Annotated in this window: 26 protein-coding genes and 2 pseudogenes; 6 read left to right on the forward strand and 22 right to left on the reverse strand. The window is 58.6% G+C overall.

What is annotated here, in order from left to right; translation table 11 throughout:
• Positions 1-114: transposase domain-containing protein (locus BM216_RS31070; RefSeq protein ID WP_143102828.1), on the forward strand; the 114-nt coding region annotated here is incomplete at its 5' end.
• A gap of 409 nt (positions 115-523) precedes the next feature.
• Here the strand turns inward: BM216_RS31070 and BM216_RS34380 are convergent.
• From BM216_RS34380 to BM216_RS31085, 7 genes are all read right to left on the reverse strand, one after another.
• Entirely contained in the window at positions 524-676 is a 153-nt protein-coding gene (locus tag BM216_RS34380; protein ID WP_177231002.1) for a hypothetical protein, read from the reverse strand.
• A 176-nt stretch (positions 677-852) separates the two neighbouring features.
• Positions 853-1,062, reverse strand: coding sequence for a hypothetical protein (locus BM216_RS31075; protein ID WP_244530425.1), 210 nt, complete (start codon positions 1,060-1,062; stop codon positions 853-855).
• Positions 1,063-1,792: 730 nt separating this feature from the next.
• Positions 1,793-1,954, reverse strand: a complete 162-nt coding sequence (locus tag BM216_RS34385; protein WP_177231003.1) for a hypothetical protein — start codon at positions 1,952-1,954, stop codon at positions 1,793-1,795.
• A 369-nt stretch (positions 1,955-2,323) separates the two neighbouring features.
• Positions 2,324-2,629 carry a hypothetical protein gene (locus BM216_RS33850; RefSeq protein WP_143102928.1) on the reverse strand — a complete coding sequence of 102 codons (306 nt, stop codon included), beginning with the start codon at positions 2,627-2,629 and terminating at the stop codon, positions 2,324-2,326.
• Positions 2,630-3,356: 727 nt separating this feature from the next.
• On the reverse strand, positions 3,357-3,497 hold the full coding sequence (locus BM216_RS34390) for a hypothetical protein (protein ID WP_177231004.1): 141 nt from the start codon (positions 3,495-3,497) through the stop codon (positions 3,357-3,359).
• A gap of 2,083 nt (positions 3,498-5,580) precedes the next feature.
• Complete coding sequence (locus tag BM216_RS31080; protein ID WP_143102929.1) at positions 5,581-6,096, reverse strand: hypothetical protein; 516 nt, start codon at positions 6,094-6,096, stop codon at positions 5,581-5,583.
• 320 nt (positions 6,097-6,416) lie between these two features.
• Complete coding sequence (locus BM216_RS31085) at positions 6,417-6,614, reverse strand: hypothetical protein (RefSeq protein ID WP_093003930.1); 198 nt, start codon at positions 6,612-6,614, stop codon at positions 6,417-6,419.
• A gap of 235 nt (positions 6,615-6,849) precedes the next feature.
• Here BM216_RS31085 and BM216_RS31090 point away from each other — a divergent pair, with 235 nt between their 5' ends.
• Entirely contained in the window at positions 6,850-7,041 is a 192-nt protein-coding gene (locus tag BM216_RS31090; protein WP_093003932.1) for a hypothetical protein, read from the forward strand.
• Between the two features lie 249 nt (positions 7,042-7,290).
• Here the strand turns inward: BM216_RS31090 and BM216_RS31095 are convergent, their stop codons facing one another.
• The 5 genes from BM216_RS31095 to BM216_RS31115 all read right to left on the reverse strand — a co-directional run bounded on the left by BM216_RS31095 (position 7,291) and on the right by BM216_RS31115 (position 10,101).
• Entirely contained in the window at positions 7,291-7,500 is a 210-nt protein-coding gene (locus BM216_RS31095; protein WP_093003934.1) for a hypothetical protein, read from the reverse strand.
• Positions 7,501-7,541: 41 nt separating this feature from the next.
• Positions 7,542-8,225 (reverse strand): tyrosine phosphatase family protein, encoded by a 684-nt coding sequence (locus tag BM216_RS31100; RefSeq protein ID WP_143102930.1) that lies wholly within the window; start codon positions 8,223-8,225, stop codon positions 7,542-7,544.
• 119 nt (positions 8,226-8,344) lie between these two features.
• Positions 8,345-8,629 (reverse strand): hypothetical protein, encoded by a 285-nt coding sequence (locus BM216_RS31105; protein WP_093003936.1) that lies wholly within the window; start codon positions 8,627-8,629, stop codon positions 8,345-8,347.
• Between the two features lie 12 nt (positions 8,630-8,641).
• A complete protein-coding gene (locus tag BM216_RS31110) occupies positions 8,642-9,421 on the reverse strand; it encodes a phosphocholine cytidylyltransferase family protein (RefSeq protein WP_093003937.1) in 780 nt (259 codons plus the stop codon).
• Between the two features lie 32 nt (positions 9,422-9,453).
• On the reverse strand, positions 9,454-10,101 hold the full coding sequence (locus BM216_RS31115; RefSeq protein WP_244530426.1) for a CDP-alcohol phosphatidyltransferase family protein: 648 nt from the start codon (positions 10,099-10,101) through the stop codon (positions 9,454-9,456).
• A 553-nt stretch (positions 10,102-10,654) separates the two neighbouring features.
• On the opposite strand from BM216_RS31115, the gene BM216_RS31120 reads away from it, so the two are divergent.
• On the forward strand, positions 10,655-11,359 hold the full coding sequence (locus BM216_RS31120) for an autoinducer binding domain-containing protein (protein ID WP_093003939.1): 705 nt from the start codon (positions 10,655-10,657) through the stop codon (positions 11,357-11,359).
• 8 nt (positions 11,360-11,367) lie between these two features.
• Here the strand turns inward: BM216_RS31120 and BM216_RS31125 are convergent, their stop codons facing one another.
• Positions 11,368-11,679, reverse strand: a complete 312-nt coding sequence (locus BM216_RS31125; RefSeq protein ID WP_093003940.1) for a transcriptional repressor TraM — start codon at positions 11,677-11,679, stop codon at positions 11,368-11,370.
• Positions 11,680-11,866: 187 nt separating this feature from the next.
• Here BM216_RS31125 and BM216_RS34915 point away from each other — a divergent pair.
• Positions 11,867-12,088, forward strand: a pseudogene (locus BM216_RS34915) (helix-turn-helix transcriptional regulator).
• Between the two features lie 50 nt (positions 12,089-12,138).
• Here BM216_RS34915 and pepT read toward each other — a convergent pair.
• The 6 genes from pepT to BM216_RS31160 form a co-directional block, all read right to left on the reverse strand.
• Positions 12,139-13,461, reverse strand: a complete 1,323-nt coding sequence (pepT, locus tag BM216_RS31135; RefSeq protein WP_093004031.1) for a peptidase T — start codon at positions 13,459-13,461, stop codon at positions 12,139-12,141.
• A gap of 121 nt (positions 13,462-13,582) precedes the next feature.
• Entirely contained in the window at positions 13,583-14,863 is a 1,281-nt protein-coding gene (locus tag BM216_RS31140; protein WP_093003942.1) for a CapA family protein, read from the reverse strand.
• A gap of 83 nt (positions 14,864-14,946) precedes the next feature.
• Complete coding sequence (locus BM216_RS31145; protein ID WP_244530434.1) at positions 14,947-16,575, reverse strand: dipeptide ABC transporter ATP-binding protein; 1,629 nt, start codon at positions 16,573-16,575, stop codon at positions 14,947-14,949.
• A gap of 32 nt (positions 16,576-16,607) precedes the next feature.
• Entirely contained in the window at positions 16,608-17,513 is a 906-nt protein-coding gene (locus tag BM216_RS31150; protein ID WP_093003946.1) for an ABC transporter permease, read from the reverse strand.
• Positions 17,514-17,525: 12 nt separating this feature from the next.
• Positions 17,526-18,500 carry an ABC transporter permease gene (locus BM216_RS31155; protein ID WP_093003948.1) on the reverse strand — a complete coding sequence of 325 codons (975 nt, stop codon included), beginning with the start codon at positions 18,498-18,500 and terminating at the stop codon, positions 17,526-17,528.
• Between the two features lie 7 nt (positions 18,501-18,507).
• Positions 18,508-20,103, reverse strand: a complete 1,596-nt coding sequence (locus BM216_RS31160) for an ABC transporter substrate-binding protein (protein WP_093003950.1) — start codon at positions 20,101-20,103, stop codon at positions 18,508-18,510.
• A gap of 331 nt (positions 20,104-20,434) precedes the next feature.
• Between BM216_RS31160 and BM216_RS31165 the strand changes: the two genes are divergently transcribed.
• Positions 20,435-20,701 (forward strand): helix-turn-helix domain-containing protein, encoded by a 267-nt coding sequence (locus BM216_RS31165; protein WP_177231006.1) that lies wholly within the window; start codon positions 20,435-20,437, stop codon positions 20,699-20,701.
• 833 nt (positions 20,702-21,534) lie between these two features.
• Positions 21,535-21,792: a hypothetical protein gene (locus BM216_RS34400; RefSeq protein WP_177231007.1), complete on the forward strand. Its 258-nt coding sequence runs from the start codon at positions 21,535-21,537 to the stop codon at positions 21,790-21,792.
• Between the two features lie 212 nt (positions 21,793-22,004).
• On the opposite strand, the pseudogene BM216_RS31175 reads toward BM216_RS34400, so the two are convergent.
• The 3 genes and pseudogenes from BM216_RS31175 to BM216_RS34920 form a co-directional block, all read right to left on the reverse strand.
• Positions 22,005-22,894 (reverse strand): annotated as a pseudogene (locus BM216_RS31175) (transglutaminase family protein).
• Between the two features lie 85 nt (positions 22,895-22,979).
• Positions 22,980-23,147 carry a hypothetical protein gene (locus BM216_RS34405; RefSeq protein ID WP_177231008.1) on the reverse strand — a complete coding sequence of 56 codons (168 nt, stop codon included), beginning with the start codon at positions 23,145-23,147 and terminating at the stop codon, positions 22,980-22,982.
• A 252-nt stretch (positions 23,148-23,399) separates the two neighbouring features.
• Complete coding sequence (locus BM216_RS34920) at positions 23,400-23,849, reverse strand: hypothetical protein (RefSeq protein WP_244530427.1); 450 nt, start codon at positions 23,847-23,849, stop codon at positions 23,400-23,402.
• Positions 23,850-24,432 lie beyond the last annotated feature (583 nt).

Raw genomic sequence — 24,432 nt, forward strand, 5'->3', positions numbered from 1 at the left:
GTTGACCCACTTACCTGGCTGCGCCACGTGCTCACCGAGTTGCCTCAACGCCACGAAGCCGACGACATCGACGACCTGCTTCCGTTCAGCTTCTCCAAAACCTCAGCCAATTGATAGACCCGGATATCGCTTCGCAAACGAGGCCGCTCCGGTGCTGCCGCCTACGTCAATGTGCATGGAAAATCGCGCTTACGGCACTTCTGCGAAAGCTGTCAGAAAATGGCGGCACGATACCCGCCGAACTGCTGGACTGAGCGACCGGCATCAGGACCAGCTGGAAAAGGCGGCAGATATGCCGCCTTTTTTCCTGTGCGATCGTGTTACCGGTTGTTTTGATCGATCAGGCAACGTGGATCTGAACGTTTGAACAGGTGCCGAATGCCCCGGAGGGCGCTGCTCAATCGCTCATGCCACCGTTTAGCGGTCGCGGAGCCAGAAGCGTGTCAGGACAGACCTGACCAACTGGCTACTCGCCATCGAACGCAGTCGTATCCTGCCTAAAAGGCAGCGTTGCACTGCGCAACTATTCCTTCCTGGAGGGTTCTTCACCGGGCTTCTCTTGGCGAGCGCGCTCAAGCCCCTTTTCGGCGGCTCTGGACAGAGCGTCGCGGTTCTTGTCTGCGTTTTCTCCGCTGCGGGCAGCGTCACTTTCGGGAACCGATCTCTCGTCGCTCATGGTCTTCTCCAATGTTTTGAAAAAATAAAGGGAGTTCCAGTTTCCTGGTAGCTCCCTCCTTGATCAGAACCGGCCACATGGGCAGATAGCCGCCTCTGCTGTTCTAACATTGGCAATCGCCCTTGGTTCCCTTGCCGGAGACCCTCGCTTGTGTAGTGAGACACCGGCGACCTCATTCAAGGTCTCATGAGCCTGATTAGGAAGTCGAAGTCCCGGGGGCTATAGTGCTGGTCTGATCCCATAACCGCTATGCTCCAGTATTCTCTTGCCGCGCCGAACACGTCGGTGACCTGTACGATCTCCGCATCATCTGCGCCGGCACGGCGCGCCCAGTAGAACGACCCGACGCGGAGGTTTTCGGGGTCGATGGAAATCGGTTCTTTCACGGGTTCAGTACTCTGCATCCGAATCGGAGGGGCCACTATCGCATTTAGCTGCACGTGATCAAGGCAGCGATAATGCGCGATATGCGGCGAGGCTTCTTGTTCGATGTTTAGGCGCTGGACGGGGTTTACAAAAATCGTAACTCTAGCAATGCCCGTCCAGATAGTAGCCTTCAGCCGTCACCGCGTACTTTACCAAAATCCGTCCTGGCATTACGCCTTCCATCGAAGCGGTAAAGCGTGCTCTGTCTTCATCGCAAAATTACGGCACGCAAGGGCGCCGCGCAATCGCTGACCTGCTTGTCGTCAGTTGCCTTCAATAGCGGCACGTTGTTGCGGGCTCGAATTCATTTAGGTCGCGCTGGGTACGAGAGGATGTTCCTTCACTCCCCAGCGTGCAGGTGCCCGAGGAGTTCGGTGACGATAACACTGGAGGCCTGGTTGGGCAAAGTCCGCCGCCAAAGAATAGGAAGCAGCGCTCACCGCCCTGAACTCTTATTTATGCCGTTTGATCGGTGTGGTTGATGAGGCGAGATCGATCGTTCTGCGTTCGCCTGAGCATCCCAGAGATTGTCGCAAAAGCCGTTCTGAGCGTTGATGTACGTGTACCAGTACCAAGACGTCTTATCATCATCGTAAATGGGCGTAATAGCAGCGATCGCTTTGTCGTTGCACCACAGGGTGAGAATCCCTCGGTGGTCGGGTCGCCAAATCATAAGGCTCGTCCCGCGCCTTATCGCAGTGAGGGCAGTCTGCTCTTCGCGATGGTCTGTAGCTTCTCAAGATTTTCAGTGAGCGCGTTGATACTCGCAATCGCACCGCGAACGTGATCAAGAAGATCGGCTTTTGCCTGTGCGATGGTCTTCGCTGGGGCGTTGTCGTTTACGGGGTGCATGTCTTCTCCCGGGCGCAGTATCACTGCCTTGTCGCTAATAGAGACGATTGGAAGTTAGGGTGAGCGCACTTTCATAGTGCGAAAAGCCGAAGGTGGAGCGGACGTTTCGGGAACCACTCCCCTTCGACAATCCTCGCGCCGGAGCCTCCCGGGCGAATGAACAGAGACTAAGTTGGAGAAGTTACTGAACGTCTAATATTTCAGACTAAAGTCGGGGTTCTTGAGTGCCACGGGCTGACGGTACTGCTCTGACGCCAGTTGAGCTATCCATGACACATATGAATGGTCCCTTTGTCGCGCGTTTCTCCTCCGTACGATCTTTGTTCGTCTCGCTCGCGGTACCGGCCCCGCCCCCAGAATTTGCCTCTGCTACAGCGCTGTGGCACTTGTATATCCAAGCACCCACAAATCGACCTTCTCGCAGCCGTCGTCTACGAGATATGGACAGTGTCGAGGATTGAGCTTGACCTGTCCCGCGCTCCAACCTTCAAAGAAGACAAGTGCGCGATCGGAAGCGCCAAGATTTGAAAAATCAACTGATTTGTAGCCGTCGACCCATGCCTTCCAAGCAGAGCCGTCATGACCCAGGTATGGGCTGGCGGTGAGGGCCTGTCCGATTCTTGCCGAATGCCGACCCTGAGCAAAATACAACGCATATGAAATGTCTTCGTCCATTACACACCCCATGTATTGCGTGCAGTGAAACTTAGAAAAGCAGCATTTTCAAGAGGTCTAAGTTAGACAATGGGCCGTGATATCATCATCCTGACCTAACGTGTGTTGTTCCTCAGGTTTTGTCGCCCCAGCGATGCCGTTTCTGCTGATGCAAGCATCAAAGCGCGCTCGACTTGCTCATGTTCAGCCATTTCGAAGGTTTGTCACTCGCTACCGCAAGCCTGCGATCAACAACCTCACGCTGGCGCTGACTGACAGCCGTCATTGTGAGATCTTCACTGACTGACCTGGTCACTCTCCGGCGCACAGCTTCCCGAGGATATCCGACACCATGACGCCGGCCGCCTGCTTGAGGAGCGGTCGGTGCCCCAGCAGCGCATGCGGGAAGTCGATCGGGTCTGCAACGGCAACAAGCGTTAACCATCTAAGCGGAGCTCATGCGCTTCGTGCTGAGGATGGGAGAACACCGCCGTTCAGCCGCAAATGAATAGTCGCAATTGATTGCACCCGGCGGCCTCTCGATAGGGTGGCCCGGCCTTTTCATCTGCCGGCGCGATCTGATCGAGTTCCGACCGGGCGAACTTTACCGACCATACCTGGCGACAGCCTCCGTCATTGCTGGTAGGGTATCCCGGCGAAAGGTTGAGGAGCAGACGGATACGACCTGGTCATCCCCTGCCGGCAGGATGCTGATTGGGGTCATCAATGCGCCTAGAGCTTGCTCGGCTCACAAGTAGCTGAGAGCGAATATGAGCAGACTGGTGAAACCGATACCGATCGCAGCAACAAGAAGCATTCTGCCCGCGCTCATCTGCGCCTTTGTTTTGACCGGAGCCTGGCGCTCGAAATTTCGGTCGTCGACCGGCATCAATTGTCCTCTGGTGGCTTGTTGTCGGCAAAAACTCGCAATGCAATGAAGCAGTGGGTGGCTCGGCACAAATGCACAGATACATCAGGGGCGGTCTATAAACCTGTGGAAGCAAATACCCTGGCGATCCTCTTATGTTCAACCACTAATATTCATGCCGCTTCCCATGGCGACTGATACGCTCTCACTTCGTTCACGATACCTCCTGAAATGCCCCGTCGCGAGGCGGAGGCTCAGACGATACAAGTTCGAGAGCGGGCGCGCCATAGACGTGGTTCTGTGTCGGCACAGGGCTGATGGTTTGCTCTACGCTCGCCAGCCCCAGTATCGGCTCGGGGGCCCCTGCTTAGACATCACTGGATGGAAAACGTGCCCACCCAGACTCGGTATAAGGCGCGACCAGACAATTGCCTGGTCGCACTGTCAGCAAAAGAAACAAGCCTCTCTCTGCATCCAGCGTTTCGAAGCCAATGGTCGGCCGTGGAAACCTCGAAGCGGTTGATAGCGTCGTCACCGGCGCCATCGACACGCCCGGTAAAGGGCCGAAAACGAGGCTAGGTGGCGACAGCTCTTAAACGATGTCGCCGGTGTTCTCTCCCGCGGTTGCCAGCGGCAAGTTTTGACCTTTCATGGCGGACTTGCGACATGACTCAAGCGCTTGAGGAAGCCGTTGGCGACGGCCGATACGCGCCGCTGACAAGCCGCCCGATCCGGAAGTGCGTGACCACCGATCGAAGGCAGTGCCCCCCTTCCTTTAACGGGATGCGCGAGCGCCTGGATAATTTCGCGATCTGCAGACTGGACTAGCAACCTAAGCGCGATCCCGGTTGGCCGGGTACGACAACAGAATTGACGGGTACGCGAACGGGGAACGACGTTGGGTTTTTATTCGCTGTATAACCTGTGCATGTTCATTCTCCGAGGGCGCGAATAATAGTGACCCGATAAAACGAAAAAAGACCCGGCTCGCGGCCGGGTCGAAGGTCAGGTTTGCCACATCCCCTGCGTTCCACCTACTCGATCGAGACAATCCCGCCTGTAGCGCGAATGCCACAGCGACGAACATTTACGTGTAATATCTGTCTATCCCTTTGCATGGCCCGCCGGCTACGATTGGTCGGCATTGCGGGGCTTGCGAAGCCGCTTACTTCAACATGTCGGCAATCTCCGCCGCTGGCAGCTTGGCCCCACCGTGCCGTGGCAGCTCGCGATAGGACCGCGGGCAGATATCCGGCGCAATACCATAGCGTCACCGTCCGGCTTTCCTCGAAGCCATAGCAGCCCCACGTCTTGCAGCCTGATGATCGCAATAGTGTTTGATATGTATAATTGCCTTAGGTGGAGCGGTCCGGCTGTCATCACTCATTGCGTGCCTGGGGGCGAGAACAGGAGGCGCAGCCAAACTTCTTTATCAGCGCCTTCGGCTCCGTCGAGGCACTCTAAGGCACCGATGACAGGAGGTTTCGATGGTCCACGGCAGTCTCGCAGCCTAACGGCCGTCATTGCGTCGCTGACGGATGAGGCTTGAGGCGAACAGACCATCCGGTAGCGGGGAGAGATTTCCCTGCTACAATGATCCTTTTCTCGAATACCTGCTCCGCCTTTCTCTTCGCCTCATCCTGAGTCGAGGCTGTTACGGTGATACGTCGACGGCCAATTGGGAAAAGGAATTTGCGCTTCGTGGTATCAATCCTGTACCGAAATCCCGCAGAAGAGGCGACGCACGGCGATCTTATCGAGAGCATCCCGTTCAGTGGAGACAGGCATGACCACCAGTTTTCGAAAGCGATTTGGTTTCTTCTCATCCTGAGCCTGTGCTACAAACCCCGCTGAAGTTCCTATTATGTTCAGTCGTCATGTTGAATCAACATGGAGGGGTCAAGACAGCGTGAGTGACGTCACGAGGGCTAATGAGTTCGAGGTTGGGGGCAGAACTCTACGCATAGGGGACGGAGGCGTTGCCCTCGTGACCTAATCTTAACGGGCATCGAATGAAAACGTTCCGCAAAGCGCCCGTAGGCGCAAAGCCGCTGCAGCTGATCTCGACATCACGTGAGGCCGGAAGCGCATATGCCTGGCGACGTCAGCTCCTAGGGATCCCGGGATCACCGATGCGCGCAAGCGCCGGAGCCGCACCGATGAATTGACGATCTCGACACCATCGCAAGGACGGGCCGTCGGCAAGCATGACGCTTTTCAACAAGTCTGCCTGCCTTTCAGATTGCAGGCCGATGAAGGCGATGTCGGTGACCGACATCACCTTCCGGCCGCCCTCATTCTGGCTACGAGCCTCGACGCAAATCCGCAAAACTTCTGCTCCCGTAGCGCCGAGTGTTTCGACCTGCTCCAGAATGTCGGTGCTGACGGTACGACTTGCGCCGTAAGTCACGATGCAATCATTCCTGTCGAAACCGAGGGCGATCGGAATGCATTCTCCCGAAGGGACGTTCGCCGCCTTGGCGCTGGCAGAATCGTATAGATGGCCAATGCCGGAGAGTTTCCCATGGCGGCTCATTCCATAAAAATGATACCAGCCGGCCTGGCTCAGGTATTCGATCTTCCATATAACCTGTTCGAACTCGGCGGGGTCGGCCAGCATCCCGCTAAGAGCCTGGACCGCATCTTGAAAGTCTTTTCGGCAGCAGGCTGGCATGACAGATCCCGTCCCCATGTTTCTCACCGATAACATCCTCGGAGACCACACGTTCCTGACCACTGCCGAATTGTCGTCGCTTCTTACCAGCCCACGTTGAGATCAGAGCCCTTCTTTCAGCGATCTTCGGCCCGGCGGATTTGCGGTTATACAGCCGTCGCGCAAAAAGCGCCTGGGTTTCTTTTTGTCCCACATGATCACTCACGCGAACTACACAGCGGATAACCCCGTGATTGGCACCGGCTTTGACGGACTGCGATGCTCCCTCAATCGTCAGGCAAATCGCGCCTGATCGCCTTCACGCTTCCCCAGAAATCCGACACCGGCGCCTCGACCGGGCCGCTTTCGGATCTGGAGACCGTTTTCTCACCGGCCTCATAGCCTTCGATCCATGCTGCAAATCTTTGATCGTTGTCGATGAACGGGCAGGTATATGCGCCGACTCTGGCTAGCGCAGCCAGCATTCCCATGTCTCGCACCGCTCTGCGTTCCTTCGCACTGAGCCCCATATTTGCCCTTCATCCCGGTGCCCGCACTCTCGAGCGGCACAAATCGAACAAATATCCCGGCAAGAAACAATGCCTGACCATGTTGCTTGCATTTTGCCGAGATGAACTGGCGTGATCCTACTGTCTTCTCACCTTAATGGGAACAGCCTGCCACTGATTGACGTTCCCTTCCGTGTGAGAGGAGAAATTCATGATCGAAACTGTTCTTGTCGTCTTGCTCGTTTCCGCCCTGTCGGTCACGGCCTATTTTACACTCGGACACTGGCGCTCAAGCCGCTCACCATCAAAACAGCTTCCACCGGAGGTCGTGCAGAAGCGGTGGTTGAACCGCGAAGCCCGCCACGCGCGGCAGCATCGTGAAGCGGAAAGCCAAAACGGTTGATCCCGTCCAAAAGCAGCGGCGGCGTCTGAGTTTTAAGCCAGGACGCTGCCGCAGCCACTCACCAGAAATGGCACACACGACACCGGTCAGCAAAAACCTGACGCGTGGCTTGCTTCAGGCTCGACTGTAACCTTCGCCGGTTACACCTTCCTGAAACATCAGCTTTAACTCCCCCCGTTGGGGCCCGGCCTTGCCAGTCTGAATGGCGAGACCTCTTGCGGGAGGAGACGGGACCTAGGAGGGCTCGTTTTAACCCTTGCGCGATTGCCGGGTCTCGGCAAGGGGCATGCTATAGGGATCGAGCGCCCAACCTTCTGCATTTGCCCTTCGTGACCGTGCAAGCATCAGCGCGTCGAGATCTCCTCTGGCCGGGCCCGAGATCCGATAGATCCGTTCTGCCTCTTCGTTTTTCAGAAGGTAGTGATCTCTGAACTGATCGAGCGAATATGTCGATGCCATGCGCAGCTCCCGATTTGTCAGGGCTTACAATGCGACCGTGGTCATCCGGTTCCATCGCCCTGGCGATCCACTCCATTGCGTTTGTCCATCCTTGCCAGGCGCGTCTCCGAAACCGATCCACGCCTGCCCTTCCAATGATTTGGCGAGACGCCACCGAACAACGCCGCCCACCTGACCTCTGCATCTCGCCCGTAGCGGCGGATGATCTCAACGACGTCCGAGCGGTGAACGAGCTGGTGTTGGTAGAGGTGCCGCAGTTGCCGCATCAACCGACCGTTCAGCCCGAGAAGTCTGTCTGCCATGTCGATCATGCGGGAGTTGCGCCAGGCCTGGGGCTTGCGCTGGACGACCTGCGGAAAAACCCGCGCCAACCGCTCCGGACCGGATCTGGCAAGCAGGATCGCCAGAGCCGCCGTGGATCGCGACACGCCCATGTGACAAGGGATCAAGGCTCCCTGGCTCCCTTCCTCTCCAAGGCGATCGCCAAATTGCAGGATAGCCGCGATGTCTCTCTCCTGCGGGGCGACCATAGTGTCATCCGGTTCGATGAGATCGTGAAAGCGTAGAAACAGATGGCGATCAACGTGGATTGCCGCTGGCCGAAAGACGTTCGCAATATCTGGATCGACGATTGACAGGAGGCCTGAATGTCGTGCGTCCAAGATCGACGCCACCTCTTCGAGACTGCAGACCTCGTAGGAGGCGGGCGCGGTGTTTCTGGTCATCGACATCTCATTTCAGTCCCGTGGACGCTACGCCGCGCACGAAATGCTTCTGGAACAGGAGGAACGAGAGACAGATCGGAGCGGTGATGATGACCGTTACCGCGGCAAGCGGGCCGTAATCATTCCCGGCTTCCGCGTTTGCGATAATACACGAGACCGGCCGGCGGCGTGGCAAACCGCTCGAGCCCCGGTCCCTGGCAGCCGAGATGGCGGACCAGAAGTTCGGCGGCCGTCAGCGCCTTTTTCCTGTCTGTGGGGATGACCGTCATCAACCCGTCGACGGCCAGACGGACGCTGGCAATCGTCAGGCAGGGCGGAAAAGGCTGGGAAACTAGGCCTCGGTGCAGCCTGCCATCCTCGTCGCGAAAAACACCCTGAAGGATTTCTCCGGTGGCCGATGGCATGGGCAATCGCGCTCACCGGTCTTCGCCCGGTAAGGCCTGCACCACAGACTGCCCCTTGAGCAGGCGAAGGCCGTCCCCGGCACGCTTCAGATCAAGCGGAGTGTCGATTTCGAACGATTGGTATCCTGCCACATCCATGTCGACCGTTGCGATCACACGAGAGCCGGCGACGCGGGCGATGATATCCTCGTAATAGAGGTCGAGATCGTTGTCATGGATGGCTGCGATACATCCGTCATAGATAGCGCTGGTGAGTGCAGCATCGAAGATGAAATAGAGGCTTAGCGACTTCTTCACGCTCGCATCCTCCGGCTCGGGATTCCGATTGACGCGGATAGACCAATGATCGCCGCCGTCGTCTACGAGAACATAGCCTGTCTCGCCATCGGCGAGGTCTCTGACCGGAACAAGGATGTCGCAGCCGGCCCTGTCGAGCCAGGCCGGCGGCAGGGTTTCAAGAACGATATCGCAGTCGCAGATGACGATCGGGCGCCGATACGCGGATGCCAGTGCAAGAGACGTGATATTGTTCGTCCTGGCAAAATCGTCCGAGCCTATATAGCGGATCGGACAGCCCTGGTGGGAAGGACCCAGCGCCCGCATGATCTGGTCCCCGAGGTAGCCGACGACAATGACGATCTCTTTGATACCCGCCGCGACGAGCTGGCTGCAGAGGCGAGATATGACCGGAACGCCGTCGACCTTGGCGAGTGCCTTTGGCTGACGCCTGGTCAGTGTGCCAAACCATGTTCCGCGTCCGGCGGCAAGGACGATGGCGGTCGAAATGGGCATTGTTTCACTCCCCCTCAAACAGAAGCCAAAGATCAGGCTAGCAAAAGCCAGTTCATCACAGCGATGTAGGCCGCAGATGCCGCAATCGTGCCGACCGAAAACTTGGCAAAGCGCAGCGGTGCAACGTGAAGGGCCGTAAGGACGATTGCGGTCGTGGCGAGAAGGTTGCCAAGAGCCTGCGGCAATCCCTCCCGCGCCAAAAGGTAGACCAAGGCAAGAACAAGAATATTATGAGGAAGCGGAAGTCCGACGAAACGGCCACCAGCGATCCCGACCGCATCGAAATAGCTCAGGCGCAGCATGCCGGCGCTACAGATTAAAATTCCGGCGATGACGGAAGGCGGCGAGGCGCCTGTCAGCATTACCAGGAGGACCAGCGGAAAGATCCCGGCCGAGAGGAAATCGGCGAGCATGTCCATCGCCTTGCCGGTCTCCTGGGCAATGGGAGACCGCATCTCCATCCTTCGGGCAACAAGGCCATCGAGTGAATCGGTCAGATGGCACCATAGAACGCAGGAGAGTGCCGCATCTGGCTTGCCAGCGAGAGCAAACGTGATGGCGACCACGGCACATAAAGCACCAGTAAGCGTGATCGCGTTGGGGAGATCTGCGACAATCTCCAGGACAGCAGTCGGGCATGCACTGTCATGCATTGAAGTGGAGTGTTGCGACGGTTCCATGGCATTGCTCTCCCGACGGGTGATCGTTCGCGCGGAAAACGCGTTGGTTATCGTAGGGATGAAACATCGGTCGCCTCGGTCACGGCTTGATCTAAAGGCCCGGCGCTCGCACGACCTCGCACCATCTACCACAACTGGAAAGGGCATTTCTATCTGGAGATTTAAACAGGCCTCTCAAGTACCGGCGATTTGCGCGCCTGCGTTGCATGCGCATTGTGCGACGGCAATGCCTGGACAATCCCGAAATTTTTACCGTTAGGACAATAATTTACCGCGCCGCGGGAAATGTGTGCCTTTGTCAGCTTTTGCTGGATCTTTCACTTGATCCGTTTCTTTGCGCTGCTATTTTGCACGCAATGGTTTCAGCGCTTCCTAGGGACGTCTTGGGCCATAAGGCATTTTCATTTTCATGGATCGCGGCGGCATGAACGCCCCGCCGGTCGGATTTCAAAGGCTTGGTAGGCTGCCCTGTTGGTTGCCGCGAAGCATCCGCGACCTGACCGTATTGCACCTGACTATTTCATCCTTTCCTCAACCGAGAGCATGACGCGATATGAAGGTAACATTCCTCAACCTGATCGACGCTGTCGACGCCGCAACCCACGAAACCACGATCAGAAAAGCCATCGGCGACCTTGGTCACCATATGGGCTTTCAGCATTTTGCCTACATCCAGGCAGTCGCTGGGGACATCGAAACCTGCAGCAATTATCCACGCCCATGGGTGGACGACTATCTCAACAAGGGCTTTTCAAAAATCGATCCGGTGCTGCGGGACGCAAAGCAGTTAAAGCGTCCGTTTCTCTGGCACGCCGACGACTGGATGGGTGAAACGAAATCGGCCGAAGTGCGCAGCTTTGCCGAGCGGGCGATCAGCTACGGCTTGCGGTCGGGGCTCACCATTCCGGTCGAAGGCAGTTTCGGACGGACTTTCATGCTAACCCTTGCGTCGAGCAAGGCACATCGGAAACTTGAGCTGCCTCGCAATACCCTAGCGCTTTGTAACGCCGTCCTCGCGATCCATTATAACCTGCTCAGGGTCGTAGACGATGCACTCATATCGGCGAAGGTCGCACTCTCCCCACGCGAATCCGAATTCCTGCATTGGTCATCGTTGGGAAAGCGTCACGAAGAAATTGCCGCCATGTATGGCGTCTCGGTCGGATGGGTACAGAAATCTCTTGATAGTGTCCGAAAGAAGCTCAACGTGACCACGATCCCCCAAGCAGTCGCGAAATTGAAGGGCAAGCCACAGTAAATCAGAAGTCAGTCTGGGACCTCTGGGATATACCCCAGGACGTCGAGCATTGCGCTAAGCGTCGTGCGTTTTTCCCCAAGCGCGCGTTGCCGCTGCAGATAGTCGGCCTGCATCGCGCGGATCACTGTCGCCGGAGAGGCCGGGTCCTCTTCGGCTTTCACCCATTCCTCGTAGAGGATGTCGGCTGTTGCAACCATGAGCCGGAGCTCGCGTATCGTGGCAATGGCCTGCTGTTCCAGCTCGTCTTTTTCCAGGCCGCTAAAAGCCGAAACGCGGTCGGGGCACCGGGCATCGTGATCGATCTCGTCGGCATCATGCATTGTGCGGCCTCCTTGTCCTGCTTAGGGTCTTCTTCACTGGCTGAGACAATCAAAAGGTGTGCAAGCCAGCGTCATTTTTTAAAACAGCCGTTCGCTGAAGCGGTTCCGGCGTTCGCGTCTCAGGGCATGCAGGATCCTACATATCATAGTTCATAGACTCGCCACCCGTTCGTTGCGATGAACGCGCATGGATACGCGCCGGCTGGTAGGCTGGAACTTTTCTCGCCTCCGTCAGGCAAAAGGTCTGACGTAGGAGCAAGTCGCTGACCGGTCCGGTTTCAGCCATCAATAGATCAGCGGTCTTGAAAGCGGGAGGCGCAACCCGAAGATCATCCAGCTCTTTGAACTGGCCGCGAGCCTCGGCGTTGGTCCGATCGAGCTCCGCGCCGATCTTCAAGGCCAGGACTGACAACGCTTCTTTGGCCGATCTGACTCGCGCGGCCAGGAGCTTTGATGCACTCACCGCTCACCTCCCACCTGAACAGCATGACGGCGTCGCGGCAATTTCGATTGGCGCTCCGCGTCGACTCGGGCATCCGTGCCAATCGCCCGTTCAGCCGCCATTGCGCAGATCGCCGCGGCGACGCGGAACGATGCTTCAAAGGCAGGGATCGGCAGGAACTCAAAACGCGAATGAAAATTATGCGCGCCGGTAAAGAAGTTCGGGGTAGGAATGCCGCGGTCGGACAAGACCGCGCCATCGGTCCCGCCACGCATTGGCAGCACCTTTGCTTTGATACCGAGGGAGGCGATTGCCGCCGTCAACAGATCCGACGCACGGTCGTCGCCTGCCAGCGCATCGGCGATATTGCCATAGGTATCGCTGAGGCGGAGCTCGACCGATCCGTCAGGATAGCGGGCGCGGATGATGTCCGTGGCATCTTCGGCGGCGCGCTTGCGCCTGTCAAAATCGGCCCTGTCGAAATCACGGATGAAGGCTGTCAGACGGGCCGTGCTGTCATCGGCGACCAGGGTCTTGAACCAGAAAAATCCGGCACGCCCGTCGGTATGCTCAGGTGTGTCCTGGCGATCGAAAAGGCCGATGAAATCGACCGCCATCAGCAACGGGTTGACGAGAACACCTTTCGCCGACATCGGATGGGCACTGACGCCGCAGAACGTCACGTCGACGGAGGCAGCATTGAAGGTCTCGAACACCACTTCGCCCAGCTCGCAGCAATCGATCGTATAGGCGAAGTCGCAAGCGAAGCGATCAAGATCGAGCGCCTTTGCCCCGCGCAGCCCGATCTCCTCGTCCGGAACGAAGGCGACATGGATATCCCCATATCCGTCCCTGGCATCGAGACGGGACAAAAGGGTCATGATCACGGCGATTGCCGCCTTGTTGTCGGCACCAAGGACGCTCGTTCCATCGCCGACGATAATGTCCGCGTCCTTCCATCCACGGATTTCTGGATGCTCCCCGACACGCAGCCAGATGTTTTCCGCCTTGTTGAGGCAAAGATCCTCGCCGTCGAAATGAAAGATTTGCGGCCGGATCACCGGCGACAGGCCGACATCCACCGTGTCGAGATGGGCGATAAAGCCGATCGACGGAGCCTGCGATGTGTTGCCACGCTTGACGGCAGTAAGCACTGCGTTGTCGTCGAGCACGACATCCTCCAGTCCGAACCCGCGCAATTCCTCCGCAAGCATTTCGGCCAAACGCATCTGTCCGGGCGAGGAAGGCAGATGAGTTGCATCGGCATCGCTCTGGCTTTCGATCGACACATAGCGGAAAAAGCGGCCCACCAGTTCTTCGCAAAGGTTTTCTGTCTTCATCGGATCCATCAAAAAACTCACTGTCGATATTGCCCGCCTTGCCATCCCACCGGGCAGCTCGAAATGACCTGCCCGGTGGAAAGCCGTCGCCGTGTCCCTGTCCTACGGCAACGAGGACGGTTCACGCATGGGCGCGCATGGCGGTTCTGGCCTGTTGGGACGGTGACGCCGCCCGGATGATGCCGAGATCATCGACAATCTCGACATTGGTGCCAAGCCCTGCCGACCGATCCCTCACCCTGCCGAGGATACGGGCCGCGGTCGCACCGGTGACCCGATGCGGAACGAGGCGATGTTCGAGAGCAGGATTGGCAAGCCCCGCCTCACCACCGATGACCACCGGATGAAGTTCGATCGCATCGAGACGATTGTCGCCGTCGAAGCGGCAGGTGGCGACAACGCTTTCCCAGACCTCCGGCCCCGTCCAGGTCGACTTTTCCGACCGGACATGGAAGATGAAATTGCCAAGGCTATAGAAGATCGGCCGGCCCTTGTAGATCTCGATCGGCTGCAGGACCGGAGCGCCATGGCTGACGAAGAGGCTAGCGCCGGCATCGATGCACTGGCGGGCAATACCACTGACCCAGTCAGGCAGCTGGTGCCAGTCGGACGCCCAGTGGTGATGGTGCAGATAGGCGATCACCAGGTTTCCGTCATCGGCCGCTTCGGCAATCGCCGCGAGGTTCCGCTGCAGGTCGAGGGGATCGACCTTGACGTTGCGCCCCGGGGGCGTTCCGCGCCTGAACACGGCACGGGCGATTGCGATCTCGGCGCCGTCGATGAGCCTGAGCGGATCGTCTGGCTGGCTGTCATTGGCAAGATCGATCGCAGTATAACCAACGATATCGCGGATCTTCTTGATCTGCGCGAAGGTCGTGTCGTCGAGATCGATGACCTGCGAAACTTTCAGCCGGTTGACACCCGGTCGTGACGGTCGTTGCTGATCGGCATCTGCCGCATACATGAAGTCTGGGCCGGGACCACCATCCATCGCCACAAGCCCGACCCGGGTCCGCCCGACCCTGACCTGCCCGGGCAGCGACGCTTCATCCTGATCCCGGCCGATCCCGGCATATAGGAACCCGCGCTTTTCGACTTCTTCGAGCGTCGTCAGAATGCCGGGCGGGCCGAGGTCGAACGCGTGGTTATTCGACAGGGAAAGGGCGCCAATGCCCATCGCCTTGAAGGTGTCGAGGACGACCGGGTCACTGCAGCCGAAAAATGATCCCTTCAACGGCCATCCCCCATGCGACCCGAGCAGCGTGCCCTCGAAATTCGTGAAGGCCAGATCGGCGCCCTTGAGGATGTCCTGGACGGCCAGGAACTGCGGGTCGGTGATGGTGCGAATGTCATACTTGATCAGGGACTGGCCGGTCAGTGCCAGGGTAAATGTCTCAGTCATGCGATGTCCTCCTGTATCGGCAATTCCGTCATGAAAATCTGGCGGTCGCGATGAGCGTCCCGCCGGCTCGGGCAAATCCCGGTTCAGCGGGTGAACCAGCTGGATCGCGCGGCAATCAGCTCGCGCGTATAGGGATGGGTGGATTGCGAGAAGATGTAATGGGGGCTGCCGGCATCCTCGATGCGGCCCGCCTTGAAGATATGGATCTGATCACAGAGATCCTGGACGAGAGCGAGATCGTGGGAGATGAACACCATCGTCATATCCGTCTCAGCGATCGCCTCTTTCAGGAGCGCGACGATCTCGGCCTGGACCGATACGTCGAGAGCCGATGTCGGTTCGTCGGCAACGACGATCCTTGGTCTTGCAAGCAAGGCTCTGGCGATCGACACGCGCTGTTTCTGGCCGCCGGACAACTGGTGTGGATGGCGCGACAGCAGGCTGCGCGGCAAACCGAGGCGTTCCATCATCGCAGCGCAATCGGACGGCCGCTCCACGTCGCCCGCGCCATAGCGGATGCTTTCCCGAAGGATGCGCTCGATCGTCATGTGCGGATTGAGCGACAGAGACGGATCCTGGAAGATCATCTGCACGAGGCCAAGAATGCCACTGCGCCGGCCCGGTCGCGTCACGTCGAATTCCCGCCCGTCAATGGCGACGCAGCCTTGCGAGGCAAATTCGAGCCCGGCCATGATCCGGCCGATCGTGGTCTTGCCGCTGCCACTCTCGCCGACGATCCCGGTGACCGATCCGCGGAGAAGATCGAAGGAGACGTCGCGCAGCGCGAAAGGCTTCTCCGTCACGGCCGTCTCGCCCCAGGGCCAGTATTTCGGGCCGGTGGTGGCAAAGCTGCGGGACAGGTTGCGTACCGATAGGATCGGTGTCTCGGACCTGCCGTCACTCCATTGCGGCGATGTGCTGCGGACTTTCCTTGCTGCCATCGTCTGTCGCAGACGGGGAACGGCGGCAAGCAGGCTTTGTGTATAGACATGTTGCGGACGATCGAGGATCGCGGCGGTCCGCCCCTGTTCGACGACTTCTCCCTTGCGCATGACCAGAACCCGATCGGTAATCTCTGCGACCACGCCCATGTCATGGGTGACCAGAATGACCGACAGGCCGCTTTCGTCCACCAGCGAGCGCAACAGGGCGAGGATCTGCTTCTGTACCGTGGCATCGAGCGCCGAGGTCGGTTCGTCGGCGATGATCACGTCCGGGGATCCAGCGAGCGCAATCGCAATCACCAGGCGCTGCCTCTGGCCTCCGGAAAACTGGTGCGGATAATCCGCATAACGGCGCGCCGCGTCGGAAATCCCGACCCGCGTCATCAATTGCAGGCTCACCTCTTTCGCTTCGCTGACGGTCAGGGCAGGGTCGAGTGCCAGCACTGTCTCGCGGATCTGCTTGCCGACCGGCATCAGCGGATCGAGCGAGGCCGTGTGATCCTGGAAGATCGCAGCGATCCGGTGCCCGCGGATGTCTCGCTCCAGCGTCCGATCATCGATCGGAGCGCCTTCGAGCCTGATCGTGCCGGAGACCCGGACGAATTGCGGTGCCAGAAGCCCGAGTATAGCATTGCCGATGGTCGACTTGCCGGCGCCGGACTCGCCGATGACGCCGAGAACCTCGCCATAACCGAGACTGAAATTCACATCGGTGAGGATGGATACTGGTCCAAACACGGATCGGTGTTCAAGGCTGAACCCTTCCATCTGGAGCAAGGACGGGACGACGGGTTCCTGGATCATCGTGCTGCACTCCTCGGGTCGAGGCGGCGACGCAGGTCGTCTCCGACAAAGTTGATGCTGGCGACAAGACATAAAAGCGCGAGCCCAGGAAAAAGGCTGATCCAGTACTGGCCCGTCATCAGGTACTGAAATCCGTTGGCGACAGCCGAGCCGAGCGACGGCTTGTCGAGCGGTACGCCGAGGCCAAGGAAGGAAAGCGTCGCCTCCAGTGCGATCGCATGGCCGATCTCGATCGGCAGCAAGGTCAGGGCCGGCGCGATGCTGTTGGGCAAGAGATGCCGCAACAGGATCCGGAGCGTTGGCATGCGCAACAGCTGGGCGGCATCCATATAGGACTTGCGTGTTTCGCTGAGGGCGACGCCGCGGACCATGCGGGCATAAACCGCCCATTGGACGATGATCAGGGCAAGGATGATGCGATCGACGCCCGGTCCGAGCGTGACGATGGCGATCAGCGCCACGAGAATGGTCGGAAGGCTGAGCTGCAGGTCGACCAGACGCATGATCACTGCGTCGATCCAGCGCCCAAAATAGGCGGCGGTGACACCGGCGGCGAGACCGATCATGGCCGCGGCGAGCGACGAGACGATGGAGACGACGAGGCTGATCCGCAGGCCATAAAATATGGTGCTGAGGATGTCGCGGCCGAGCCCGTCCGTCCCGAGGATATAGGCATAACCGCCGCTTCCGACAGTGCCGGGTGGCGATGACGCATCCCATCCTAACACCTGCAGCGGATCATAGGGGTTTTGCGGTGAAATCAGCGGCGCAAGAATGGCGACCAGAACAAATGCCGCAAGAACGATCTGCGACCCGCCCGCCCGCAGGCGCAGCCGAAAAAGCCCAGCCGTTCGGTCGAGACCGGGACGCTGAAGGAGAATACGGAGGACAATGGCTTTCATGATTTAAACCTCTCAGCTCAGGCGCACGCGCGGGTCGAGGATGGCGTAGAGAAGATCGACGAGCGCATTGAGGGTGACGAAGGCGACCGCAACGAAGGTAAGCGTTGCCATCACCACCGGCCGGTCGAGCAACTGGATGGAGTCGATCAGCAGTTTCCCGACACCGGGCCAGGCAAAGATCGTCTCGACGACGACGGCAAAGGCCAGCATGCCGCCGAACTGAAGCGCGATGATCGTCACGATCGGGATCGAGATATTGGGAAGCGTATGGCGCATCAGGATACGGCGGGCGCTCAGGCCCTTGGCGCGGCAGAAACGGGTAAATTCCTGCCCCTGGACCTCGATCGTGCCAGCGCGTGCCAGTCGGCAGATCAGGGCGATGTTGGGCAGAGCGAGCGCCAGCGCAGGCAGGATGATATGGCGCAACCCGTCACCGGTGAGCACACTCCATTCCTGTCCGAAGGCCAGCATGCTGTCGCCGCGACCGCCTGAAGGAAGCCAGCCAGCAAGGACCGCCAGGCCAAGGATGAGCATCATGCTCAGCCAAAATGACGGAACGCTCGCCACCAGAACGCAGAAGCGCAGCACGACCCGATCGAACGCCGATCCTTCATTCCGCCCCGCAAGAAGGCCAAGTCCAACGCCCACGGGTGCCGCCACGAGCATGGCGAAGACGGCGAGTTCGAGTGTCGCCGGAAGCTTGCCGAGCACCAGGTCCACCGCCGGCTGGTGATAGATATAGGAAGTGCCGAATTCGCCGCGGACGATATTACTAAGGAAGAGGAAATATTGCTTCCAGACCGGCTGGTCGAGGCCAAGCGCGGTGGTTGCCTGCCGTATATCCTCGGCCGTCGCAGTCTCGATATTGACGACGTTGAAGACGGGATTGCCGATACTATGGATGCCGATGAAAGCGATCAGCGACATGGCGAGGAGAAGCAAGGCGGCCTGCGCCAGTCTTCCCGATGCGATTGTTGCCCAGTACATGACCGTCTCACTCCTGGGCCGGCTCGGCCTGCATGGCCGTGGTCCAGCCTCGGGGATGCATGAGATAGGCGCCGATGCGCGGGCCATATCCGGTGACATGATGGAAATGGTAGAGGGGGATGATCGGAAGATCGGCCATGACAAATTCGGTTGCGTCGGCAAGCGCCGCGTCCCGTACCGGCCCGGCCTCGATGCTTTCGGCCTTCGACAGCATGGCATTGAACGTCGCGTTCCGGTAATGCCCGAAATTCAGCGCACCGGTGCCTCGGGCCTTGTCGGGCGACGCAAGCAGCGCATCAAGGATGATATCCACCGCCTCGCCGGACGCGCCGCCATACCAGAGCCCGTATTCACCCGCAGCACGCTTGGTATTGAAGACGGAGAAGGGCACTGCTTGCGGCTCGACGGTGATACCGATGCGGGCCCAGTTCTGCGTGATTGCCTGGAGGCTCTCGCTGTCGCCGGGATAACGTCCGGCAGGCCCGGCGAGCAGGACCCGGAACCCGTCGGGATAACCCGCCTCGGCGAGAAGTTTCTTCGCCGTCGTGACATCAGGCGCAATCGGTAGGAGCTTGTCCGACGTCCCGGGCAGACCGTTCGGAAAGACCTGGGCTGCGGCAGTGCCGTATCCGGCGAGGATCTTGTCGACAAGGATGCCACGATCCGTCGCCAGGGCAAGTGCCTGCCGGACCGCGAGCTTCCTGAAGGGATTGGCGATTGCCGCTCCGGCCTTGTCGGTCACGCCGGGCAGTGTGTGGCTTTCCATTTCGAACTGAAGGAAGTTGATACGGGCAGCGCCGACACTAGCGATTTTCACGCCACGCTTCTTCAAGGCCGCGACATCGCGGGCGGGCAGGGCGTCGGCCACATCCACCTCACCGGTGGTGATGGCCGCGACGCGGGCGGCTGGGCTTTCAATCACACGTATGGTCACGTCGGGCCAAGCCGGCGCCCCAGCCCAATAGTCCGTATTGGCCGCAAGCTGCAGATATTCACCCGAGGCCCAGCCCTCAAAACGATAGGGCCCGGTACCATTGGGCGCCATACCGCCATTCAGCGCCTCGGTCGTGGCAAAGCCCTGGACCGGTTTCTTCATGATGAAGACTGAAGAGAGCGCGAGTGGCAGGTTCGGAACGCTGCCATCGGTCTTAAAGACGACCGCCAGCGGATCGACGACAGAGACAGACTTGATGGCGGAGACATAGGAGCGATAGCCGCCGCTCGGCGACTTCAGCTGATCGCGGATCCGCTCGACCGTATAGACCACATCCTCGGCGGTGAACGGAGATCCATCATGAAACCGCACGTCCGCACGGAGCTTGAACATCCAGCTCGTCGTGGATACAGCCTCCCATCCGACCGCAAGACCCGGCTGCAGCTGAAGTTCCTCGTCCTGAAAGACGAGCCGCTCGTAGATCTGCGACAGGAGCGAGGTGTTTTCATTGAGGTTGGCGTAATGCGGATCAAGCGTCATTAGCTTGTAAGCCGTGGCGATCCGCAAGCCGTCACCGGCCTGCACCCCGCTCGCCGTCATCGCCAGCAGCCCAATTAAGACCGTTGCGGCGAGGCGCAACCCGACATGCAATGCTCTAAGACTCTTCATTTCTTATCCCCTCTGATGATTTTGTGCAGCGGATCGATCGCAGTCACGATGAGACCACGGCAGTCGATGAAAAGATGAGTTCGCCCCGCCCGCGGGCTGCGCCCACGCGGGATCGGCCACGGCGATTGAAACGCAGCAGCCGAACCGCTATTTCCGTGGACACATGGGCGGGGGGCGCCTCGTCAGGATGACGTAAGGCAAAGTTGTGCTAATGTCGGAATCAGCCATGATCCGAGCTCCTACGGCTTGGTTTGTGGTCAGGTCGCACTCGGTGCTGTAACACCGGGAGCGGCCGCTAATCTGAGTAAGGCTTATACAAGGCGAATTTGCCATGCGCAACACAAATCACCCCGCACGGGGTGATATTACGCCGCTTCAGTGCCGCTTGGCACGAACTGCGCTGGGATGGAATATCGAAGCGCTCTCGAGCGATGCGAAAGTTTCGTCGCAAACCGTGAAGCGTTTCGAACGAGGTGAGGAGCTTCGACTAGCCACTGTGGATAAGATCCGAGTATCTCTAGAGCGGGCAGGAATAGAATTTATTCCTGAAAACGGCGGAGGTGAGGGGGTGCGTTTCAAATATCCGAAGCACGGATGACGCGGATCGGGCAGCGCAGCCAAAAAGTCGTCTGACGTGTGAAGATAGCATGCATTGCACTGCCGATGTTGACAATAAAGCATTGAATGGCCGAGCACTGATTCGTGTCAAGCCGAGACGACCGAGAGGAAGTATCCCGGTTAATCGCTGAAGCTGTAAACGATGGCCAAACCTTTTATGCGGAGTATCGGGTGACGGGCGCTGACGGTCTAGTGCAGGAGGTTATCGATATCGGCCGCTGCTACTATCACGGTAATGGGATGCCGCACCTCTGTTCCGGTATCGTGTGTCCAGTGAACCGGCTCCAGGTCCTCGGTGCTGCGTAAGCGGGCTCCTGCGTTTCTGCGTAGAAATCGAACGCGAAACAACGTTAATTCCATGGGCGAGACAGCGCGGAGGCTCCAGTGTCAGAGATATTCATTAGTCATGCTACGGCGTAATGCGTGACAGCGATTGGTGATCCATAGCGTTAATATCGCCGCTCCGGACAGCGGTGATCATCCGGACGATCCCTAGGGAAATTTACGGGGCCGCCGATGTTCGCAGGGGCACAATTCCCAAGTAGTCGAGCACAGGCGTATACCTAAAGCTGGTTCGCGCTCAGATCCCGGCGCGCCGAAGATAGCAGACGCTGATCGGCCGACAGGGCAAATGGCTTGGTTCGACATGTTTTTCAGTCCTGTATGCGGATCGTCGCTTATGGACAGCCCCCGGCGTCGTGAGCTTAACGGCGGGCCTAGACGGTATGACCTGCTTGAAGCGCAACGGGCGCAAAAACGAGCCGAATCCTTTTCCAAAGCACGGATAGCCTCATCCGCGTTCGATACGGCCATATGCTCGAAGCCTGCTTCCGTCACGACCCCTTCGAGGTTTGCTTTGATGAAGAATTCGTCTTCGGCTATGAGAACAAGCAGCTTGCTACCGTCGCCGCTAATGATTTTCTGAGATGTCTCGGCGCAATCATCGACCATGAGCACGTCCTGCATTGGCAGGCGGGAGCTCTAAGCCCTCAGCCGCCAGCGCCTACGAATTCGTTTGCTGACGATGACGATGACGATGACGATGACGATGACGAACAGATAGAGCTTTGATGTGATAAGTCCATCCTCAATCCCACGGAGCTTGGGGGTATTGGCCAAGGCATTAGGCAGCGTCCTGATCCGCCCATTCTTCCGGCACCAGTTTTCGACAAACGCGCGTGAACAGGGGCGACGTTCACCAAGGAGACGACTGATGGTTCTCGTCCCTTCGAGATCGAAGAAGCGCCACAACGTGACAATTGTGCCACCTCAGTCCGATCATTCTATAGCCGTGCGGCTGCGGCTCGGTCCGCTACTTTGACCTCTACGGCCACATTCATCGATAGGAAGGCGTCCGTCCCGCCGACGAAGCTTCCTGAAATCGGAACGGCTTGGGTGATATCGCGGGTCACGGCGACTGGGATGAGGTTGGCGCCGCCCATGCTGCGGTTCGTCGGATCGAATGTGATCCAGCCAGCGCCCGGAACGAATACTTCAGCCCAAGCATGGGTTGATCCATTGTCCATCGAACCGGTGAGTGAACTGTCCGGGTTGAACAGATAGCCCGAGACGATCCGGGCGCCGAAGCCCAGGCTGCGCACCGCCTCCACGAATAATAAGGCAAATCTCTGCAAGAGCCCCAACCCCGGTCAAGAGTGGTCAGCGGCGATTGTGTGCCTTCTTCTTCCCGGCTTTGGTAAGCGATAGAAGATGCGATGCCCAGACTGATATCCTTGAGAAGGGACAGCGTATCCGTTGGCCTTCTCGCGACGAAGCCGCGCGCCCATCTCGCAAGCCGCTGCTCGACGTCCTCATACTGCTGAACTGTCAGCGCACCGAGGTCAGTCCAGTCGTTGTCGGAGTACAGGAAAGGATAGTTGATTGCCGACGCCGCAATGTCGAAGACGGGCCATGCAGATGCCGTCAAATCGACGGTTGCCATGCTGTCCACAACAAGGCTTTCGCTGGGCGTCTGGAATGTCGCTGAGGCGATCGCATTGCCGAATACGTCGGTCGACCAGGTCAACTGAGCCTCGGTCGACATGGAAATCTCATGGCTCAGCAGCCTGAGCTCGCGGCCTTCACGTGGCCTGAGCATAAGGCGGTGCGGCGACAGCGACACCTTCTCTTGAAAAACGTAAGTCGTACGATGATGAATGTTGAGCGTCGGCATAGCAACGGGTCCTAAAAAGCTGAGGGCGAGGGCGCTGCCCCTGAGACAGAGCAATGGCATAACTTCCGCGCGCCGCACCGGCTCATCAACGCATCAGTCCGGCAGCCCGAAGCGCACCGTTGATCACCGTGCTGACGCCTGGATCGTCCCGACCGCCGATGTTGTGCACGGCGCTCGGCTTTGCATATCGCTTGTTTTTCTGAAGACGCCCGTTGCCCAGCCTGTACGGCTGCCTTCCGATGAACAGCGACATCGTATGTCTAGAGGAGGAGTTCTGCCCTTCGCGCGGACTTAACATCAGACAACGGGGGAAAGCTAAACCAGGAAGCAATAGCGGTAGGTCGTGTGGTGTCCTATGGGAAGCATCGGCGTACCCTCTCCTTGTCGGCGCCACGCGACTGCAACCAATCCACTCTATCACACCCATGCTGGCCAAGTGCCCACGGCTCTGCATGGCTCGTCGCCCAGCCCCGGGACCCATCACAACACCCGATTGCCCTGCGGATCAGATATCGCTGATCGATGGGAGATGCAGCTTAACCTCCCGACGCTGCTTCTCGTCCAAAGGCTCGATATGCTCCTTCCAGAAGGACGATGCCATGGCCGGTTCATCGTCCCACCTTCGAGTGCTGACGATGTTGTCGTCGACTTTCACTCGCCGACGCCCGCCGAGGCGCAGGTACTCCTCGGCCAGCCGCAGGGATGGCGTCGCAGCATCTTCGCGAATGCCGGTATCTTCACTTGTTTTATTCTTTTCCAGGAACACGACCAGTGCCTCACGCTCGGGACCGAACGGCCGCTGGTTCAAGAAAGCATCGACCGACGATCTTGTCTCGTGGCCGCCAGAGGATGCGTTCCCCCGGTGGAGGACGAAAAGCGTGCTGGTCGCAGCGTCCTTTCCAACGAACCACTTGTCTCCATTCGAACTCGAAGCAAATTCTTGTAGATCGGTCATGTCGTAGTCCTCTTTGTCAGCTGACAGTTCATAGGATACGGAAAGCAAAGGCCTACCGGACCAGCTTGGTCGCGACGGTGATCCCGAATCTCTGAGCGTCGCAGATCAAAGCTCACGTCGGTGTCCCAAGAGTCCGTCAGACCTGTCGCCGATCAGGCGAACCGGCGTGAAAGTGGATAGCCTGGCGCGTCATAGAGCGCGAATCTGATTCTGATCAAAGCGCGCTTCGTCAATCTCCAACATAGAGCCACGCTGCTGACTGTTTGGCATGTCCTCTACGGCGAAACGGAGGGCTTCGGCAGCTGTCTCGAACCGCCGATAGCGAGGGCCGCTCATTCCAGCTTTCGACTTGCCGGCGTAAACTCCAGCCCCGCCCAAATCATCGAACCGAGTCAAATTTGCGCCCTCGCGGTTGCGAGCGGATGACGGAGGCGACGGGCGGCGTCTCGGACGGTTCGTTCGCTGTCGCGCACTTCGCGCTTCCGCAGTTGCATCCGTTTTCGAAGGTTCAAGAGCTTTTCGGCACTGGAACCAACTTCGGCGACAGGTGCGTGAAACAGCGCTTCTGCGGATTTTCGGGTGG

It is taken from the genome of Rhizobium sp. NFR07, from assembly GCF_900111905.1.
Lineage (GTDB): Bacteria > Pseudomonadota > Alphaproteobacteria > Rhizobiales > Rhizobiaceae > Neorhizobium.